The following is an 18,349-nucleotide window of genomic DNA, read 5'->3' as shown; positions in this document are numbered from 1 at the left end:
ATGAGGACGAACGGGCGGTCGGCAAAGTTCCTCACTGGGCACGTTACCTGCCCGCGACGGCGCGGAAGCACAGGGGAGCGGGCTCAGGCGTCCTTGATCTCGCAGATCGTGGCGCCCGACGTGACGGTCTGGCCGACGGCGGCCGACAGGCCCGTGACCGTGCCCGACTTGTGGGCGGTCAGCGGCTGTTCCATCTTCATGGCCTCCAGCACCACGACCGTGTCGCCCTCGCCGACCACGTCGCCGTCGTTCGCCACGACCTTGACGATCGTGCCCTGCATCGGGCTGACCAGCGCGTCGCCGCCCGCGGTCGCGTGCTTCCTCGCGCCGCCGGCGCGGCGGGGGGCCTTGCCCGCGGCGGGCGCGGGGCCCGCCATGCCGAGCCCGGCAGGGAGCACCACCTCAAGGCGCTTGCCGCCGACCTCGACCGTCACCGTCTCCCGCACCGCCGGGGCGGCCGGAGCGGCGGCCACCTCGCCCGCGTACGGCTCGACCGGGTTGTCCCACTCGGTCTCGATCCACCGTGTGTGCACGGCGAACGGCTCGGACGTGAACGCCGGATCGGTCACGACCGCCCGGTGGAAGGGCAGCACGGTCGGCATGCCGTCGATCTCGAACTCGGCCAGCGCCCGCCGGGCCCGGTCGAGGGCCTCGTGACGGGTGCGCCCGGTCACGATCAGCTTGGCCACCAGCGAGTCGAACGTCTGCGGCACCGTCATCCCGGCCTCGTAGCCCGAGTCGAGGCGTACGCCGGGTCCGGCCGGGGTGCGCATGGCGGTCAGCGTGCCCGGGGCGGGCAGGAAGTTGCGGCCGGCGTCCTCGGCGTTGATCCGGAACTCGATCGAGTGGCCGCGCAGGACCGGGTCGTCGTAGCCCAGGAGCTCGCCGTCGGCGATCCTGAACATCTCGCGCACCAGGTCGACGCCGGCGACCTCCTCGCTCACCGGGTGCTCGACCTGGAGGCGGGTGTTGACCTCCAGGAAGGAGATCGTGCCGTCCTGGCCGACGAGGAACTCGCAGGTGCCGGCGCCGACGTAGCCGGCCTCCTTCAGGATGGCCTTGGAGCTGGTGTAGAGGATGTCGATCTGCTCCGGCGACAGGAACGGCGCGGGGGCCTCCTCGACCAGCTTCTGGTGGCGGCGCTGGAGCGAGCAGTCGCGGGTGCTGACCACGACCACGTTGCCCTCGCGGTCGGCCAGGCACTGGGTCTCGACGTGGCGGGGGCGGTCGAGGTAGCGCTCGACGAAGCACTCGCCCCTGCCGAAGGCGGCCACGGCCTCGCGCACGGCGGACTCGTACAGCTCGGCGACCTCCTCCAGCCTGCGCGCGACCTTGATGCCGCGGCCGCCGCCGCCGTACGCGGCCTTGATCGCGATCGGCAGCCCGTGCCGCTCGGCGAACGCCACGACCTCCTCGGCGCCGGAGACCGGGTCCTTGGTGCCGGCCACCAGCGGCGCGCCGACCTTCTGCGCGATGTGCCTGGCCTGCACCTTGTCGCCCAGCGCGGCGATGGCGGCCGGGGGCGGGCCGATCCAGGTGAGGCCGGCGTCGATGACGGCCTGGGCGAAGGCGGCGTTCTCGGCCAGGAAGCCGTAGCCGGGATGGACCGCGTCGGCGCCGGAGCGCGCGGCGACGTCGAGCAGCTTGGCGATGTCGAGGTAGGTCTCGGCGGGGGACTGCCCGCCCAGCGCGTACGCCTCGTCGGCCACCCTGACGTGCAGGGCGTCGAGGTCTTGGTCGGCGTAGACGGCCACGCTGCCGATCCCCGCGTCCGTGCACGCGCGGGCCACCCGTACGGCGATCTCGCCGCGATTGGCGATCAGAACCTTCCGCACCGACCTTCGTCCCTTCCTCGTGGATGCTCAGCGGCCGAGGTACGCGCCGCCGTTCAGATGCAGCACCTGCCCCGTCATGTGCCCGGCTCCCGCGGATGCCAGAAAGAGAACGGTATCGGCCACGTCGGAGGGGGTGCCAGGGCGCCCGTTGCGCGTGTTCCGCACGCGGGCCCTGATGCTCTCCTCCGTGAGCCTGCCGCGGAAGAACTCGGTCTCCATCACCAGCCCGGGAGCCACGACGTTGGCGGTGATGCCCCGGGGGCCCAGTTCGGCGGCCAGGTCCGCGGTCCACGACTCGACGGCGGCCTTCGCGGCCCCGTACGAGCCGGACCCGGTGCCGCGTGCGGCGATCGAGCCGATGGAGACGATCCGGCCGCCCTCGCCCATGCGCGGCGCGAGCGCGGTCGTGACCAGCACGGCGGACAGCAGGTTGGCGTTGAGGTTGGCCCACCACGCCTCGGCGACGTCCGCCAGGTCGCCGGACTGCCCGCGTTCCAGGTTCGTGTTGCCCCCGGCGTTGTTGACCAGGACGTCCACGTGGGCGGGCAGGCTGTCGAGCGCGCCCTTGACGGCGGCCGGGCTCGCGGCGTCGAACGGCACGTACGCCGCCCCCAGCCGCGCGGCCGCCTCCTTCAGCACGTGCTCGCGCCGGCCGGTGATCGTGACGTGGTCGCCGAGGGAGGCGAACGCCTCGGCGACGGCGTAGCCGATCCCGGTGCCGCCACCCGTCACCACGACTTCGCGCATGGGTGGATCACTTCCTTTGATCCGAATAATCCTCTGGACGACCATAGCCGCTCGGCATAACGGGGGCGATGGGCGGTGGCCCGCTTTAGGGTGAGGGCGCTTTCACCAGTCCCAGGAGGTATGCATGAGCCAGAGTATGCTCGGCGGCGACCCCGCGGAAATGCAGCAGATGGCCGGCCAGTTCACGCAGCAGTCCGAGGCGCTCCAGAACATCATGACGGCGCTCGACCGCGAGGCGGCCAAGGTCGGCACCGCGTGGACGGGCCCCGGGGCACAGCGCTTCAACCAGGCCTGGCAGAACTACCGCACGGCCTTCCAGCGCATGACCGAGGAGCTGCGGGAGGCTTCGCGGGTCATCAACACGTACCAGCGGAACATCGAGTCCGCCACGCAGTGAGCACGGACAGGGGCCCTGGCCGGGCGCCGGGGCTTCTTCCGTCGTAAGGGGAGCTTTCCTCCGGGATCGGGCAGGCTACCCTCTTTCTTCATGATTGGTCGCGCCTTGGCGGCGAGCGTGCTCGCCCTGCAGTTCGCGGCGGCGCCGGCGCAGGCCGCGCCCGAGCGGTGCACGCCCAAGAAGGCCACCATGGCGATCGCCGAGAGCTGGGCGCAGCGGCGGCTCAACGTGCAGCGGGTGTGGCCGCTGACCACGGGCCGGGGCGTCACGGTCGCCGTCATCGACAGCGGCGTGGACGAGACCCACCCCCAGATCCGGCTGAGCGGCAAGGCCGACCTCACCAACACGGGCTTTCGCGACTGCGTCGGCCACGGCACGGCGGTCGCCGGGATCATCGCCGGCCAGCCGCGCAAGGACGTGCCCTTCCACGGCGTCGCCCCCGGGGTCAGGCTGCTGTCGATCAAGCAGGTCAACGGCGACAGGGGCGACGTGGCCCTGCTGGCCAAGGCCATCAAGACGGCCGTGGACGAGCGGGCCACTGTGATCAACCTCTCGATCGACGCCCCCGACACGGCCGACCTGAGGGCCGCCGTCGCCTACGCGCTGGAGCAGGACGTGGTGATCGTCGCCGCCGCCGGCAACCTGACCAAGGAGGACGGCACGTCGGCCCCCTCCTACCCCGCCGCGTACGACGGGGTGCTGTCGGTGGGCTCGGCGACCCCGGACGGTGGGCGTTCGACGTTCTCCAACCCCAACGCGGTCGCCGTGCTCGGCCCGGGGGAGGGGATCAGCTCGACCTGGCCGCTCAAGGGCTACCAGTCCGCCCTGAAGGGCACCAGCTACGCCGCCCCCTACGTGGCGGGCGTGGCCGCGCTGGTCCGGTCCCGCCATCCCGGGCTGACCCAGCTCCAGGTGCGCAGGCGCATCACGATGACCGCCGACGGCGCGTCGGGGACGGGCACCGGCGCGGGGATGGTGAACCCGCTGCTCGCGGTGACCGCGGTCCTGCCGTCGGAGCAGGTGGCCGTGGCGCAGCCGGTGCCGCCGCCGCTGCCCGCGACCGTGGTGCGCAAGGCCGTGCCGCCGGACCGGCGGTCGATGGAGGTCGCGACGGTGGTCGCGGCGAGCGGGTTGTCGCTGGCCGGGATCGTGATGGCGGCGTGGGCGATCGTCCCCATGGGACGCCGGAGGCGCTGGCGTCCCGGCTCGCCGCCGGATCTCGGGCGAATTGACGGTTAACTGTAAGAATGAGCGACCGAAATTGCTGATGCTTATGGGGCTTATGCGGTTAAATGTGTCTCGATCATGACGTGACTCCTGAAAGGACGGTCATGGTGGAGAAGGACTCCCCCCAGGCACCTGTACCGGAGCGGATCGGCGATCACGAGATCGTGTCCCTGTTGGGGCAGGGCCCGCGTGGCGCCGTTCATCTGGGCAAGGAGTCCGAGGACGCCGATCCGGTCGCGATCAAGACGCTGACCGCGGACCCGGCGGCCGACCCGGACTTCGTGACCCGGCTCAAGGACGTCGCGCGCGTGTCCAGCTCGTACGTGGCCCGCACGCTCGACGCCGGCGTCCAGGACGACCTGTTCTACGTCGTACGTGAGCACGTCGAGGGACGCTCGCTGGCCGAGACCGTCGCCGCCGACGGCCCGTTGACCGGTGACGCGCTCGAACGCGTGGCGGTCGGCATGCTCACCGCGCTGACCGCGGTGCACCTGGCCGGGTTCGCGCACCGGGGGCTCACCCCGAACAACGTGATCCTCACCGGCGAGGGGCTGCGCGTCACCGACATCGAGATCGGCGACCCGGCCGGCGAGGTCGGCTACCGCGCCCCCGAGCAGATCAACGGCCTGCAGTACGGGCCCTACGCCGACGTCTTCGCCTGGGCGGCGACCGTGGTGTTCGCCGCCACCGGCTCCGCGCCGTTCGGCCAGGACGCGCACGCCGTCCTCACGGACGAGCCCGAGGTGGACGGGCTGCCGGACCCGCTGCGCCAGACGGTGCTCGCGGCGCTGTCCAAGGACGTGTCCGGACGGCCCACGACGTACACGGCGCTGCTGCGGCTGCTGGGGGACGACAAGGCGCCCATGCCGGAGGCGCCGATCGACGGCGTGCCCGTCCAGATGCCGCCGTCCGACCCGGCGGCCCTCGTCACCCTGGTCGACGGCCAGTATCCGGTGCCGGGCCAGCCTCCGGTCCCGGGGCAGCCGCCCGTGCCGGGCCGGCCTCCGGTGCTGCCCCTGGCCATCGAGGGCGCCCCCGCCCCGTACGGCCCGGTGCCCCCGGGCTTCCTGCCGGAAGGCGCGATCCCCCCGGGCGCGATCCCGCACGACCCGATGCAGCAGGGCCCGATGCAGCAGGGTCCGATGCAGCAGGGTCCGTTCCCGCACGACCCGATGGCGCACGGCCCGGTCCCGCCCGGCGCGCTGCCTCCCGGCCCGATGGGGCCGGACCCGATGCAGCACCTTCCCGCGTACGAGGAGCCGGTGCAGGGCGTGCCGGTGCAGTACCCGCCGGTGCCCGTACAGGCCGCGTGGGGGCCGCCGCCCGGACCGCAGAACCCGCCGGCCGAGTCGGCCCAGCCCGTGATGTCGGGCGCGGGCGGCTCCGGCCCGGTACGCAAGCCGTTCCCCATCGGCCTGGCGGCCGGCGTGACGGCGGTCGTGCTGCTGTCGGCCGTCGGCCTGTGGGGCGCGAGCCACTACTCCTCCAGCGTCACCTTCGAGCCCGCCGCCGCGGCGGCCTCCGCGTCGCCCACCTCGGGCGCGGCAGCCGCCCAGCAGGCCATGACCGCCGTGCCCACGCAGCCCCAGGCCGAGGTCACCGCCCCCTGGGCGACCACGCCGTCCCCGGACGACGACGGCGTGGGCCCGCTGGTGCTGCCGAACGACGACACCTCCACGGGCACCCACCAGGTGCCGGTGCTGACCTCGGTGCCGACGCCGACGGTGACCCAGCCGCTGGTGGTCCCGACGGTCCAGCAGCCGACGGCCCAGCCGACCGTGCAGGCGAAGAAGACGGAGAAGGACCCCGAGCCGACGGCCACGGTCACCAGGACGGTCACGCCGACCCCGTCCGCGACCCCGACGCCGACCGAGAAGCCGACCCAGAAGCCGACGGAGAAGCCGACGGGGAAGCCCACCGACGAGCCGACCCCGACGCCCACGGAGAAGCCGACCGGGACGCCCACCCCGACGTCCACCCAGACGGCCACCCCGACTCAGGCCCCGACCCAGACGCCCACGCAGGCGCCGGAGCCCACCGCCCAGAGGCCCACCCAGGCGCCGGAGCCCACCAAGGCCTCCGAACCCCCGGTGGTCAGGCTGACGACGAACCCCTACTCGGCGGCGCAGGTGTGCGGGTCCGGTTTCGCGGTCCAGAGGTCGAGCGCGTTCACCGGCGGCACGACGTACCAGCTCTACAACAGCGGCACGGGCCAGAACTGCGTGGTCACCATCAAGTCCGGCGCCGACGTCGGCAAGGCGAGCCCGGTCAGCGCCACCCTGGAGGTGCAGGGCGGCCCGAGCAGCACCGACAGCGGCAACTACGAGTACTACGCGGGCCCGGTCAAGCTTCCCGCCAAGGGCAAGTGCGTGCGCTTCTCGGGCAGCGCGGGCTCGGGCAACACCAGTGTGCCCTGGGCCAACTGCGGCTAGGGTTCAGTATCCGCGGTAGCCGGATCCGGTCTTCATGCCCACGACCCCCGGCACCGCGGACACACTGCCGTAGCGCTCGATCGAGTAGCGCACGCCCGCGATGATGTTGTCCACCGGGTTGTAGATGTCCCGGTGGCCGTCCAGGGCGTGGGAGCTGAAGGTCGGGTCGATCGTCTGCATGAGCCCCTTGGAGGGGTGCCCGGCCGCGGCGTTGGAGTCCCACAGGTTGATCGCGTGCGGGTTCCCGCCCGACTCGTGCTGGATGATCATCCAGATGTCGTCGACGTTCATCTTGCCGACCGGGTAGCCCTGCTCCTTGAGGATGCCGACGGCCTCCTCGATCCACTGCTTCACCTTGCCCGTGGGCGCCGGTCCGCCGCCCGCGGGCGGCGGCGGGCCGCTGGGGCCGTAGCCGCCGATGACGGGGCTGCCGCCGGTGCCCGAGTAGGGCGAGGTGTAGCTCTGGGTACGCCGCCAGTCCAGCCGGTGCTCGGCGTCCGGGACGAACCTGTGCTCGCCCTCCTGCTCGCCGGCCGCCTTGATCTTGGCGAACGTCATCGTGCGCTCGCCCAGCGCGGTGTCGATGGCGTCCTTGGCGTCGGTGACGGCGGTCCTGGCGTCCTTGACCGGCTGCCCGGCGTTCTCGGTCGCCTCGCGCACCAGGCGGCCGATCTCGGCGTCCAGGTCCTCCGGCTTGGCGTCGGGGTTAGCGTTCTTGTAGTTCTGGATGCTGGTGAGCAGGCGGTCGCAGATGCCGTCCACCTGGCGCTCGGAGTTCTGCAGCACGTCGGCGGCGGCGTCGAGCGCGTCGGCGCAGGAATTGAGCGCGTCGTGCAGGCCCTGACCGGCCCTGCCGTAGTCCCACATGTAGCGGACGAACGCGTCCGCCGAGGCGCCCTCCCAGGCCAGGTCCACGGTGGTGACGGCGCTGCCGAGCTCGCCCGAGCCGGCGAGCACCTCGCCCGCGGCCGTACGCCAGCGCGCGGCGATGCCGCGGATCGCGCCGGGGTTGCCGCTCACCTGCGCGGCCAGCGCGGCCAGGGCCGGGCCGCCGGGCAGGCCGTTGATCGCCTCCGGTGCGCTCATGACGGGGTGTTCGCCTTCCGCACGTTGCTCTCCACCAGGTCCAGGGCCCGTTCGACGCTCTGGACGAGGCTCTTGGCCTTGCCGCACTCGCTGTCGGTGACGCCCTCCACCCCGTTCACGACGGTCGCCAGGGCCGAGGAGCCGGTCAGCTTGCCGAAGATCGAGGAGTCGACGGCCGTGGCGGGGAAGCCGTCGGCCAGGTCGCCGAACTTGTTCGCCACGGCATGGGCCGCGATGCGGCAGTCGTCCAGGGCGTCGAAGTGGATGTCCAGTCCTGCCATCACTCCTCCTCCGGGGGCGGCCAGAACGCCGTCTGCGCCAGCCGCGAGCCGAACCTTCTGTCCACCATGAAGCCGCGTCCCGGAGGCTGCGGCTGGGCGCGTACGTTGCCGAACAGGAAGCCCTCGTCCCTGCTGCCGGACAGGATGACCGCCGGGCTGGCCATGTCCTTGATGCGCTGGATGACCGGGTCGAACATGGCCCGGCCCAGGCCGCCCATGGCCCGCGACATGATCAGGTGCAGTCCGATGTCACGGGCCTGCGGCAGCAGCTCGACCAGCGGCAGCAGCGGGTTGTTGGACGTGGCCACCAGGTCGTAGTCGTCGACCACGATGTACAGGTCGGAGCCCTTCCACCAGTCGCGGGCGCGCAGCTGCTCGGGCGTGAGGTTCGCCGGCGGCAGGCGCTTGAGCAGGGCGTTGCGGGCGTCGTTGACCAGTTCGAGCGCGGCGGCGCTGGAGGCGGCGTAGCCGATGCGGTTCTCGCTGACCGCCGTGTCCAGCAGCGACCGGCGGTAGTCGATCACGATCATCATGGCCTCGCGCGGCGTGTGCCGGGCGACGACGTTCTCGGCGATCACCTTGAGCATGTTGGACTTGCCGCTCTCGGTGTCGCCGACCACGATGAAGTGCGGGTCGGCGTCGAAGTCGATCAGCACGGGCGCGAGCGTGGCCTCGTCCACGCCGATGGCGATCCGCTCCTTGCCGGTCTCCTCCACGCCCGGCAGCGACGCGGCGGGCAGCACCGAAGGCAGCAGCCTGACCTGCTTGGCGGGCGGGCCCTGCCAGGAGTCGCCGATCGCCTGCACCAGGCCCTGGAGCCCGGTGGCCAGGTCGTCGGAGTCCTGCACGCCGTCGATCCTGGGCAGCGCGCCGAGGAAGTGCAGGCCGTCCTTGGTCAGGCCGCGTCCCGGCACGCCTTCCGGCACGGCCAGCGACTTCTTCCTGTTGATCTCGGACTCGTACGCGTCGCCGAGCTTGAGCTCCACCCGCGTGCCGAACAGGTCACGGATGCCCGGCCGGAACTCCGACCACTTGCCGGTGGCCGCGACCACGTGGATGCCGTAGCCGAGGCCGCGCGCCGCCAGGTCGGTGATGACCGGTTCCAGGGTCTCGAAGTCCTGCCGGATCGTCAGCCAGCCGTCCACGACGAGGAAGATGTCGCCCCAGCCGTCGCCCTGGAGCGAGCCGTCGGCCACCCGCCTGCGGTAGGTGCTCATGGAGTCGACGCCGTTCTCGGTGAACTCCCGTTCCCGGTCGCGCAGGATCGAGGCGATCTCGGCGACCGTGCGGCGCACCCGGTCGGCGTCCAGCCTGGAGGCCACGCCGCCGACGTGCGGCAGCCCCTCCAGCGAGGCCAGCGCGCCGCCGCCGAAGTCCAGGCAGTAGAACTGCACCTCGCGGGGGGTGTGCGTGAGCGCCATGCTGGTGATCAGCGTGCGCAGGATGGTGCTCTTGCCGCTCTGCGGGCCGCCGGCCACGCCCACGTGCCCGGCCGCGCCGGACAGGTCCAGCCAGTACGGGTCCCGCCGCTGCTCGAACGGCCGGTCGATGATCCCCACCATGGCCTGCAACCGGCCGCGTCCCGGCCAGCCGGCCGTGGACAGGCCCAGCTCGGGCGTGACCGACAGCGGCGGCAGCAGGTGCGCGAGCGTGGGCGGCTCGGCCAGCGGCGGCAGCCAGATGCGGTGCGCGGGCGGCCCCTGGCCCACCAGGCGGCCGACGACGATGTCCAGGAGGCTCCGCTGCGCCTTGTTGCTCTCCTCCTGCGCCGCGGGGTCCTCGGGCTGCTCCTCGACCATCGGCACGGGCACGAAGTCGGGGCCGTACTCGACGATCTCCCGGACCGTCACCGAGCCGTCGTGGGTGGCGACGTGCCGCGGGTCGACCTGGTGGGGGCCCGACACGTACGCGGCCTTGAACCGGGTCATGCCGGAGGTGTCGAACTTCAGGTACCCGTTGCCCGGCGCGGACGGCAGCTCGTACGCGTCGGCCACGCCCAGGACGACCCGGCTCTCCATGGCCGAGAACGTCCGCAGACCGATCCGGTACGAAAGGTGCGTGTCCAGCCCGCGCAGCCGTCCCTCCTCCAGTCGTTGCGAGGCCAGCAGCAGGTGCACGCCGAGCGAGCGCCCGAGCCGGCCGATCATCACGAACAGGTCGATGAACTCGGGCTTGGCCGTCAGCAGCTCGCTGAACTCGTCCAGGATGACGAACAGCGTGGGCAGCGGACGCAGGGCGGCGCCCTGCTCGCGGGCCTTCTCGTAGTCGCGCAGGGAGGCGTAGTTGCCGGCCGCGCGCAGCAGCTCCTGGCGGCGCACCATCTCGCCGTGCAGGGCGTCGTGCATGCGGTCCACGAGCGGCAGCTCGTCCTCCAGGTTCGTGATGACCGCGGAGACGTGCGAGAGGCCGTCCAGGCCGAGGAAGGTCGCGCCGCCCTTGAAGTCGACGAGCACGAAGTTGAGGATCTCCGAGGAGTGCGTGACCGCGAGCCCGAGCACCAGCGTGCGCAGCAGCTCGCTCTTGCCCGAGCCGGTCGCGCCGATGACCAGGCCGTGCGGGCCCATGCCGCCCTGGGCGGACTCCTTGATGTCCAGCTCGACCAGCCGGCCGTCGGCGCCGAGCCCGATCGGCACCCGCAGCCGGTTCCGGCCCGCGCGGGGCCGCCAGGTCACCGACGGCTCCAGCCGGGTCGGGTCGCCGACGCCGAGCAGCTCGGTCAGGGTCGTGTTCACCGCCAGCACGTCCTGGGCGTCGCCGCCCTTGGCCGAGGAGGCGCGCAGCGGCGCGAGCTGGCGGGCCAGCCCTTCGGCGCGCAGGAAGTCCAGCGAGTCGGGGTCGCCGAGCCGGTTGGTGTTCTCGCGGCCCGCGTGGTCCAGCTTGACCATGTGGAAGCCTGCGGCGTCGATGCGCAGCCGCAGCGTGCTGCGCTCCTCGACGGTGCCGGCCGAGTTCGACAGGTCGATCACGGTCACGCCGTCGATGGCGTCCGCGCCGAGCTGGGAGTCCTGCGGCACGTGGCCGCCGTCCAGGATGAGCACGTGGTACGGCAGCGCGTCCGGCGAGGCGCCCGGCTTGAAGCGGGCCCGTTCCTTCAGCTCGACGCCCACCAGGCGGTCGAGCTGGGCCAGGTTCTCGGCCATGAGCCTGACCTGGCCGGCACCGTCGGTCTCCTCGGGGTGCAGGGCGTGCGGCAGCCACTTGACCCATTCCCAGTGGCTCATCCACTCCTTGCTCGCGCACACCATGATCCGCATGTCGTCGGGGGAGTGGAAGACGGCCATCTGCGCGATCATGGCCCGGACCAGGTCGCGGACCAGGGCGGGGTCGCCGTCCAGCTTGATGCGGGCGAAGGAGTGCAGCGCGACGGCGACCGGGAGGCGTTCGACGGTCGAGTGCGTGCGGATGAAGCGGCGCAGCGCACCGGCGGACAGGGCGTCCAGGTCCTCGACCGGCTTGGAGTCCGGGGGGATGAGCTGGATGGCCAGCTTCTGGATGCCGGTGCCGAGCCGTACCGTGCTGAAGTCCTCGTCGCGGGGGCGGCGCTCCCACAGGCGCGGGCCCATCGCGGTCCACCAGAGCGTGTCGGGGGCCGGGCCGCTCCACTCCAGGGCCTCGCGCTGCTGGATCGCGGCCTTGCGCACCTTCTTGCGGATCTGCGCCAGGTAGCGGAAGTAGTCGCGCCGGGCGCCGTTGAGCCGCTGCTTGCGCTCGCCCGCCTGGCGGCCCATCTGGCCGACGGTCATGCCGACCATCGAGAACGCGAACAGGCCGCTGGCCACGTACATGATGGGGTTGGCGTTGGTGCCGCCGGCGGTGAACATCAGGCCCATCGCCGCCGCGCCCGCCACCATCGGCAGGTACGTCAGCACCGCCATCATGCCTTGCGACTGGACCTCTGGGATCTCCGGTGGAGACTCCAGCAGGATCTCCCCGCGCGGAGGCTTCGGGCTGGGGCGGCGCTCCGGGCGCCGTACTACGACGATGCTCACCCTAGTGACAGGCCCTTCTGGTGCTCGGAAGAACCTTCTTACCAGATGTGCCTAACGTCCGAGTTGAGGTCTGAGTTAACACTGTCTCGCTATGTTGTGTTTGTGACATCGTTGGCCGAAATCCCGCCTCCACAGCAGGGCGCGTTGCATCAGGTGCCCGCTCCGCTCCCGCCGCTGTGCCACGTGACGGTGGTAGGGCCGCGCAGGAAGGCCGACCTGGCGCTGCCCGCCGACATCCCGCTGCCGCACGTGCTCCCGGGACTGCTCAGAGCGATGGGCGAGCTGGGCGGCGACATCGCGACCGCGCCCGGCTGGACGCTCCAGCGGCTCGGCGGTCCCCCCTTCGACCTGGGCCAGAGCCTCGGCGCGCTGGGCGTGCTGGACGGCGAGATCCTCTACCTGCGCCCGCGCGCGGTGTCGCTGCCGCCGGCCAGGTTCGACGACGTGGCCGACGTGGTCGCCACCGGTGTGCGCGAGGGCAAGGGCAAGTGGACGGCCGACCTGACCCGCGGCGTGGGCGGCGGGACGGCCTGCGGGCTGCTCGTCGCCGGCGCGGTGGCGCTGGCGTTCGGCGGGCTCACCCCGATGGTGACCGCGATCGTGGCCGGGGCGCTCGCGCTGCTGATCGTGGGCGTGGGGATGGCGATCTCGCGGGCGGTCGGAGACTCGGGCTCTGGCGCGCTGATCGGGTACGCCGCGCTGCCGTACGCGTTCCTGGCCGGGCTGCTCGCCCCGGCCGCCGCAGGGGGACTGGCGACCGTCGGCGCGCCGCAACTCCTCGGCGCGCTGGCCTGCACCGCGCTGGTGGCCACGCTCGGCGGCACCGCGATCGCCGACGGCGTGCCCGGCTTCCTCGGCACGGCCATCGCCTCCATGGCCGGCGCGGTCTGCGCGGCCGTGGTCATGGTGACCGGGGCGTCGCCCGCGGGCGTGGCGGCCGTCGGCGCGGCCGTCGTGATGGCGCTCAGCCCGCTGGTGCCCGTGTTGTCCTTCCGGCTGGCCCGTGTGCCGCTGCCGGCCATGCCCACCAACGCCGAGGAGCTGCGCGGCGACAACCAGCGGCTCGACAGCGCCTCGGTGCTGGAGCGCACCGGCGCGGCGCGGCGGTACGCGACCGGCATGATCGTGGGCGTCGCGCTGGTCGGGGCCGGGGCGCACGCGCTGTTCGTCGCGGACGGCCGGTGGATCTCGGTGGCGATGTCCCTGGTGCTGGCGTTCACCCAGATCATGCGGGCCCGGGTGTTCCAGGGCGTCGGGCAGCGGTTGTGGCTGCTGCTGGTCGGGCTGGCCGCGCTCGGCGCGGTGGCCGTGTCCGTCGGGATCGGCGTGGGCGGCGTGGCCTCGGTGGCCGTGGTGCTCGGGCTGCTGTGGGCCGCCATGGTGATCGTCGGCATGGGCGTGTGGCTGCCCGGCGGCCGGCCCTCGCCGTTCTGGGGGAGGGCCGCCGACATCACGGAGTGGGCGCTGATCGTCGCGCTCGTGCCGCTGGCGCTCGGGGTGCTGGAGGTCTACTCCTGGGTACGCGGTCTGGCCGGTTAGCCGTCTCAGTCGTCCGACAGGGCGCGGCGGCGGATGGTCTCCAGGGCGTCGAGGCGGTCGTTCATCTGCCGCGACAAGCCGTCCTGGAGGTCCTGGAACTGCCGGGTGACCGCCTCGGCCGACAGGCCGCCGAACGACGCGGGCGGGATCACGTCCCTGAGCCTGCGCGCCTGGTCGTCCTGGGCGGCCCGGACGGCCTGGACGATCTCCTCGGTCAGCTCGTCCAGCTCCAGGCGGCTCGCCCGGGGTGCCAGCCTCAGATCGTCCAGGCGGCCTTCGGCGTCCACGCGTGCGGTGACCGCGCCGCCGCGGCTCTCGCCCTGGCCGGTGACCAGGCTGAGCTCGTCCAGCGTGCCGGCCAGGGCGCGGACCGAGCGCTCGCTCTCGCTGATCACGCGGTCGAGGTCGTCGGGGTGGAAGTCGATGGGGTTCATGGCCAGCACGCCACCGCCCGAAGGTTAACGAACGTGGAGCGGTAGTTTTCCGGGCCCTGAAGTGATCATGAAAACCCCGCTATGAGTGCTGAAACGAGGGCAAACCGCCGCAACAATCGGACGTCGTGGCAACGAATCGGGAAATCCATATCACCTCGACGACCATCGGCAAGACGCGCCAACGGGTGGAGTCCGAGCTGAAGACGGGGATCGTCGGTTTCGTCAAGGGCCTGATCCCGCTGACAGCCGTGGACGGCCTGGGCTTCGGCGTCCTGGGCAACATGATCATCGGCAGCACGTACCAGGCGGTCATGGACCGCGCCGACGGCCTGATGGGGGAGGCCGAGGGCGCGCTGGACGGCTGGTGCGGCGCGCTGACCGTGTGCGAGCGCAACTGGCGGGCGGCGGAGGACGCCAGCATCATCCAGTACCGCTCATGAGCGACCCCTACCTCAAGGCCATCAACAAGGGCAGGGGCGGCTCGGCGGAGTCGCTCAGCACGAGGGTGCTGAACCTGCTGAAGAGCGCGGGCCGGTTCTCGCCGTACCTGGTGGCCGTGGCCGGCATCGTGGCGGTGGGCGCGGCCGACGAGTTCGCCATGGCCGAGGCGGCCAACACCTGGAAGTACGGCATCAGCGCCCGCCTCGACGACGGCGTGAAGAACCTCATGCCGCAGATCCTGGCCACGTCCAGGACCGGCTGGGTCGCCGCCGACCAGACGGAGTTCGGCCGGGTGCAGGCGCTGTTCCATCAGGAGATCGGCGCGCTGCGCAACTCGTTCGGCGAGATCGGCGGCGTGCTGGACGAGGTGGCCGCCGGGGTCCGCAACTACTGGCTGCAGATCGGCTCGACGGTCGTGTCCGGGATCGCACTGCTGTTCGCGGCCATGCGGATGAAGATCACGCCGGTCCCGCAGGTCGCGGCGGCCGGGATGATCCTGGAGCACCTCGTCGGCACTGCGCTGGTCAGCGCCGCCGCGGTCATGACCGGGATGCTGGCGCAGCTGCTCAGAGGCGGCATGCAGGTGCTCGGGACGCTGGTCAGGAAGCAGCACCAGTTCGGCTTCGTGCTGCCGGGGGGCGCGGCCGCCATCGACTTCGGCCGGGCCACGATCAACGCCGGGAACCTGCCCCCCTTCCAGGAGCCCGCCGCGCCCGGACAGTTGCCCGCCGGCTACCAGGGCTTCGACTGGGTCGTCCCCGAGGTGAACACCACGAAGCCTTGATTGTGGTTAGATCACCGAGATGTGCCCTATGGGAGGGATGGAGTCGGTGACGGATTTCGGGGACTTCGGCAACATCGACATGGACCGGCTCCTGGACAACATGGACAAGCAGCTCAGCAAGTCCGAGGAGCTGCAGAAGGCCATGTCCGCCCTGGTGGGCCGAGGCGAGGACGAAGGGCACCTGGTCCTCGTCGAGTACGGCCAGGAGGGCCTGCGGACCCTGGACATCCAGCCGAAGGCCATGCGACTGAGCGCGGTCGAGCTGTCGGAGAGGATCAAGGCGGCCATCGAGCAGGCGACCGCCGACCTCCAGCGGCAGGCCGACGAGCTCCTGACGCAGCTGTTCGGCGAGGCCAGCAACCCGATGCGCATGCTGGAGAACCCCGAGCGGGCGCTGCGTCCGGTCCGGAAGGCGGAGGCCAGCTACGAACGGGCCTTCGAGGACGTTATGGGAGAACTCGACAGAATTCGCCGCGACCTGGACCTGTGATTGACCAGGGCGTTTGCTGACATGTCGAGAAGTTGTTACATCTTGGCCATTGGGTCCGCTGTTACTCATGGGGGCTTTGGTGCTTATATGGGTAAGCGACCGAAATGATCGTTACGGAGGTGACGAGTGTCCGAACTCTTTGGGGCAAGCCCGAGCCAGATCAAGGTGGCCTCTGGCCATGTGGTGGACACCGCCCAGTACATCGAGGGCCTGAGGACGGCGGTTGAGACGACCGCCAACGGTCTTCTCACGACCGGCTGGCTCGGCCCGGCGGCGGCCAGGTTCAAGAACGCCATGAACAACTGGGACAACTCCATGCGGGCCGTACGGACCGACCTGGAGGGCATCGCCGACAAGATGGGCGTCAACGCGGTCGTCTACTCCGCGGCCGACCAGGACGTCCAGGCCGGTATGGGCCGCGTCGAGTCCCTGATCAACGTCGACATCAAGTAGGAGGCGACCGCGGTGTCAGCTGAGCTCGACTTCACCAAAGTCAACTTTGGGCACATGGAGCTCGCCCAGGGCGACTTCGTCAAGATCCTCGGTTCCTTCGAGAAGGCCACCGAGGACCTGATGACCCGGCTGAAGACCGACCTGGCCGGTCACTGGGAGGGCCCGGGCGGCGCTGAGTCGTTCTTCCGGCAGCACGAGCAGAAGTGGCAGACCGCCGCCGCCCAGATGCGGGGGCAGCTGGACGAGCTGCAGAAGGCCGTCCAGATCGCCAACGAGAACTACCGCGCGGCCGAGAACCGCAACAAGTCCATCTGGTACGACGGCTGACGTCTTCTTCTCGGCCACCCGCGCGGTGGCCGAGCCTTGTGAGGGGAGGATCATGGCCGGGCTCGAACCCGAACCGTGGCCTGGGCTCGACGACACCGACGCCGAGCTCTACTACAACGTGGGCAGGATGCGCGCCATCGCCGACGACCTGGAGATCGCTCTCGCGCTCACCCAGGGCGCCGGCGGCAACAGGGACGGCGTCACCGGCTCGGTGGAGACCCTCACCAGGTACTTCACGCTGGGCGAGGAGCACATAGGGCGGTGGCCGGCGGCCAGCGCCCTCGCCCACAGCGTGGGCAGCACCGGCGCGGACCCCGGCGGCCAGGTGTCGCTGGAGGGCCGCGGCGCGTTGCTGGCCGGCCTGTACCAGGACTACGTCGAGTGCTGTCAGAAGCTGGTCAAGGCCATCAGGGACAGCGCCGACAGCTACGCCAAGACCAACCCGGGCCGAGAGTGAGCAGCAGCGTTGGCTGAGCGCAAGGTCGACATCCGTGACGAATCCCGGCGTCCGACGACCGGGCCCGTCACCGCGTCGCGGGAACAGATCGAGGGATGGCTCAAGTCCACCTCCGCCATGGAGGTGCACGACCGGGGGCTGTCCTACAAGCAGGTGGCCAAGATCGTCCGAGGGGTGGCCGACGCGCTGCCCCAGATCGGCAAGGATCTGTCCGGCGCCTGGCGGTCGGACACGTCCGCCCAGGCGCAGCGGGCGCTGCAGATGCTCAACGTCTCCGGGCAGCAGATCGCCGAGGCCATGGACAAGATGTCCGAGGCGCTGATCCTGTACGGGCGCGACTACCTGCCCGCGGCCATCGAGGAGGTCGAGGCCGCCAAGAACGCGAAGACGGCCACCCCGATGCCTTCGGCGGGCGCGTCGCCGAAGCCGCCGTCCTCGACGCCGTCGCCGTCGTACACGCCGCCGGTGCTCGGGCCCCAGACCTCGCACAACTATCCGGAACCCGCGCCCGGCGCCACCAAGTCGCCTGCCGAGATGCAGGCCGACGTGGCCCGGCGGGCGCTGGAGAAGCTCAACAACCACATCGTCGACCTGTACGACTTCCGGATCCCGGACAGCGTCGTCGTCGAGCTGCCCGAGGTGAAGCCGGCCGAGGCGCCGGCCCCCGAACGGGACATGCCGCTCGACCAGCACACGCCGTACACGAAGGGCTCGTACTGGAGCGGCGGTGGCTCCGACGGGAGCTCGACCGGCTCCGGCGGCGGCGGTGGTGGCGCGCACGGCGGCTCCGGCGGATCGGGCGGATCGGGCAGCGGTGGAACCGGCGGGACCGGCGGCGGCCATGACGGCGGCGGTAACGGCGGCACCGACCCCCGCCCCGGGGATCAGACCCCCGGTGGCGACACCCCCGGCACCGACCGGCCGGACACCCCCGGGACCGACACACCGGGCACCGACCCCTCGGGAGGTCAGGGCACCGGATCCGGCACCGGATCCTCCTCCTCGACCGGCGACGGCACCACGCCACCCGTGCTCGACAACAGCACCACCGACGACCGCGCCACCCAGTCGCAGGACGTGGACACCCGCGACCCGCGCGCCACCGAGACCGCCGGCTACCACCCGACCACCACGCCCGGCTACCCGGCCACCCCGAACCAGCCGGTCGTGACCCAGCCGGCCTACCCCTCACCGGCCTCCGGGACGCCCGCGGTGATCGGCGGCCCCGGGTCGTACGTCCAGGGCAGCGCGCCCGCGGCGGCGGCGGCACGGGCGGGTGCGGCGGGCGGCGGCATGCCGTTCATGCCGTTCGGCGGCGGCGGTGGGCAGGCGGCCGAGGAGGGACAGGTCGAGACCTCGACCCTCCTGAAGGAGGACAACGACGTGTGGAGCCACCACGAGGGCTCCATCTCACCGGTGATCGGCTAGGG

Annotated in this window: 17 protein-coding genes; 11 read left to right on the top strand and 6 right to left on the bottom strand. The window is 71.7% G+C overall.

All coding sequences use genetic code 11. From position 1 onward, the window contains the following. Positions 1-83: 83 nt before the first annotated feature. Both ACIHAD_RS03700 and ACIHAD_RS03695 read right to left on the bottom strand, forming a co-directional pair. On the bottom strand, positions 84-1,835 hold the full coding sequence (locus ACIHAD_RS03700; protein WP_397352777.1) for an acetyl/propionyl/methylcrotonyl-CoA carboxylase subunit alpha: 1,752 nt from the start codon (positions 1,833-1,835) through the stop codon (positions 84-86). 27 nt (positions 1,836-1,862) lie between these two features. After that, entirely contained in the window at positions 1,863-2,582 is a 720-nt protein-coding gene (locus ACIHAD_RS03695) for an SDR family NAD(P)-dependent oxidoreductase (protein ID WP_397352776.1), read from the bottom strand. A gap of 124 nt (positions 2,583-2,706) precedes the next feature. On the opposite strand from ACIHAD_RS03695, the gene ACIHAD_RS03690 reads away from it, so the two are divergent. The 3 genes from ACIHAD_RS03690 to ACIHAD_RS03680 all read left to right on the top strand — a co-directional run bounded on the left by ACIHAD_RS03690 (position 2,707) and on the right by ACIHAD_RS03680 (position 6,638). After that, complete coding sequence (locus ACIHAD_RS03690) at positions 2,707-2,979, top strand: WXG100 family type VII secretion target (protein ID WP_397352775.1); 273 nt, start codon at positions 2,707-2,709, stop codon at positions 2,977-2,979. A 90-nt stretch (positions 2,980-3,069) separates the two neighbouring features. After that, positions 3,070-4,218 (top strand): S8 family serine peptidase, encoded by a 1,149-nt coding sequence (locus ACIHAD_RS03685; protein WP_397352774.1) that lies wholly within the window; start codon positions 3,070-3,072, stop codon positions 4,216-4,218. Between the two features lie 71 nt (positions 4,219-4,289). Next, the gene (locus ACIHAD_RS03680) at positions 4,290-6,638 is read left to right on the top strand and encodes a serine/threonine protein kinase (RefSeq protein ID WP_397352773.1); all 2,349 of its coding nucleotides are present in this window, start codon (positions 4,290-4,292) and stop codon (positions 6,636-6,638) included. A gap of 3 nt (positions 6,639-6,641) precedes the next feature. On the opposite strand, the gene ACIHAD_RS03675 is transcribed toward ACIHAD_RS03680, so the two are convergent. The 3 genes from ACIHAD_RS03675 to eccCa are packed head-to-tail and all read right to left on the bottom strand — an operon-like array spanning position 6,642 to position 11,994. Further along, on the bottom strand, positions 6,642-7,724 hold the full coding sequence (locus tag ACIHAD_RS03675) for a transglycosylase SLT domain-containing protein (protein ID WP_397352772.1): 1,083 nt from the start codon (positions 7,722-7,724) through the stop codon (positions 6,642-6,644). After that, the gene (locus tag ACIHAD_RS03670) at positions 7,721-8,005 is read right to left on the bottom strand and encodes a hypothetical protein (RefSeq protein ID WP_397352771.1); all 285 of its coding nucleotides are present in this window, start codon (positions 8,003-8,005) and stop codon (positions 7,721-7,723) included. The genes ACIHAD_RS03675 and ACIHAD_RS03670 overlap by 4 nt, the downstream gene beginning before the upstream one ends. Beyond that, on the bottom strand, positions 8,005-11,994 hold the full coding sequence (gene eccCa / locus ACIHAD_RS03665; protein ID WP_397352770.1) for a type VII secretion protein EccCa: 3,990 nt from the start codon (positions 11,992-11,994) through the stop codon (positions 8,005-8,007). The genes ACIHAD_RS03670 and eccCa overlap by 1 nt, the downstream gene beginning before the upstream one ends. Positions 11,995-12,177: 183 nt before the next feature. Between eccCa and eccD the strand changes: the two genes are divergently transcribed. Continuing rightward, complete coding sequence (gene eccD, locus ACIHAD_RS03660; protein ID WP_397352769.1) at positions 12,178-13,533, top strand: type VII secretion integral membrane protein EccD; 1,356 nt, start codon at positions 12,178-12,180, stop codon at positions 13,531-13,533. Between the two features lie 5 nt (positions 13,534-13,538). Here the strand turns inward: eccD and ACIHAD_RS03655 are convergent, their stop codons facing one another. Continuing rightward, entirely contained in the window at positions 13,539-13,967 is a 429-nt protein-coding gene (locus tag ACIHAD_RS03655; protein ID WP_397352768.1) for a YbaB/EbfC family nucleoid-associated protein, read from the bottom strand. A gap of 125 nt (positions 13,968-14,092) precedes the next feature. Between ACIHAD_RS03655 and ACIHAD_RS03650 the strand changes: the two genes are divergently transcribed. The 7 genes from ACIHAD_RS03650 to ACIHAD_RS03620 all read left to right on the top strand — a co-directional run bounded on the left by ACIHAD_RS03650 (position 14,093) and on the right by ACIHAD_RS03620 (position 18,347). Further along, positions 14,093-14,407: a hypothetical protein gene (locus ACIHAD_RS03650; RefSeq protein ID WP_397352767.1), complete on the top strand. Its 315-nt coding sequence runs from the start codon at positions 14,093-14,095 to the stop codon at positions 14,405-14,407. Then, a complete protein-coding gene (locus tag ACIHAD_RS03645) occupies positions 14,404-15,192 on the top strand; it encodes a hypothetical protein (RefSeq protein WP_397352766.1) in 789 nt (262 codons plus the stop codon). Before ACIHAD_RS03650 ends, ACIHAD_RS03645 begins: the two co-directional genes overlap by 4 nt. Before the next feature lie 46 nt (positions 15,193-15,238). Beyond that, complete coding sequence (locus tag ACIHAD_RS03640) at positions 15,239-15,682, top strand: YbaB/EbfC family nucleoid-associated protein (RefSeq protein ID WP_397352765.1); 444 nt, start codon at positions 15,239-15,241, stop codon at positions 15,680-15,682. A 126-nt stretch (positions 15,683-15,808) separates the two neighbouring features. Beyond that, a complete protein-coding gene (locus ACIHAD_RS03635; protein WP_397352764.1) occupies positions 15,809-16,135 on the top strand; it encodes a WXG100 family type VII secretion target in 327 nt (108 codons plus the stop codon). A 12-nt stretch (positions 16,136-16,147) separates the two neighbouring features. Then, positions 16,148-16,462, top strand: a complete 315-nt coding sequence (locus ACIHAD_RS03630; protein ID WP_397352763.1) for a WXG100 family type VII secretion target — start codon at positions 16,148-16,150, stop codon at positions 16,460-16,462. Between the two features lie 52 nt (positions 16,463-16,514). Beyond that, complete coding sequence (locus tag ACIHAD_RS03625; protein WP_397352762.1) at positions 16,515-16,919, top strand: hypothetical protein; 405 nt, start codon at positions 16,515-16,517, stop codon at positions 16,917-16,919. Positions 16,920-16,928: 9 nt separating this feature from the next. After that, entirely contained in the window at positions 16,929-18,347 is a 1,419-nt protein-coding gene (locus tag ACIHAD_RS03620) for a hypothetical protein (protein ID WP_397352761.1), read from the top strand. Positions 18,348-18,349 lie beyond the last annotated feature (2 nt).

Source organism: Nonomuraea sp. NPDC052265 (assembly GCF_044547985.1).
In the GTDB taxonomy this organism is placed as follows: domain Bacteria; phylum Actinomycetota; class Actinomycetes; order Streptosporangiales; family Streptosporangiaceae; genus Nonomuraea.
The sequence above is the reverse complement of the archived record's forward strand: the minus strand, read 5'-3'. Positions and strand labels throughout refer to the sequence as shown.

What these genes read in the sequence shown, in the direction of transcription:
- ACIHAD_RS03655 (WP_397352768.1), bottom strand. Translation starts at nt 13,967, where the DNA reads ATGAACCCCATCGACTTCCACCCCGACGACCTCGACCGCGTGATCAGC.
- ACIHAD_RS03625 (WP_397352762.1), top strand. Translation starts at nt 16,515, where the DNA reads ATGGCCGGGCTCGAACCCGAACCGTGGCCTGGGCTCGACGACACCGAC.
- ACIHAD_RS03690 (WP_397352775.1), top strand. Translation starts at nt 2,707, where the DNA reads ATGAGCCAGAGTATGCTCGGCGGCGACCCCGCGGAAATGCAGCAGATG.
- ACIHAD_RS03695 (WP_397352776.1), bottom strand. Translation starts at nt 2,582, where the DNA reads ATGCGCGAAGTCGTGGTGACGGGTGGCGGCACCGGGATCGGCTACGCC.
- ACIHAD_RS03645 (WP_397352766.1), top strand. Translation starts at nt 14,404, where the DNA reads ATGAGCGACCCCTACCTCAAGGCCATCAACAAGGGCAGGGGCGGCTCG.
- ACIHAD_RS03675 (WP_397352772.1), bottom strand. Translation starts at nt 7,724, where the DNA reads ATGAGCGCACCGGAGGCGATCAACGGCCTGCCCGGCGGCCCGGCCCTG.
- ACIHAD_RS03670 (WP_397352771.1), bottom strand. Translation starts at nt 8,005, where the DNA reads ATGGCAGGACTGGACATCCACTTCGACGCCCTGGACGACTGCCGCATC.
- ACIHAD_RS03685 (WP_397352774.1), top strand. Translation starts at nt 3,070, where the DNA reads ATGATTGGTCGCGCCTTGGCGGCGAGCGTGCTCGCCCTGCAGTTCGCG.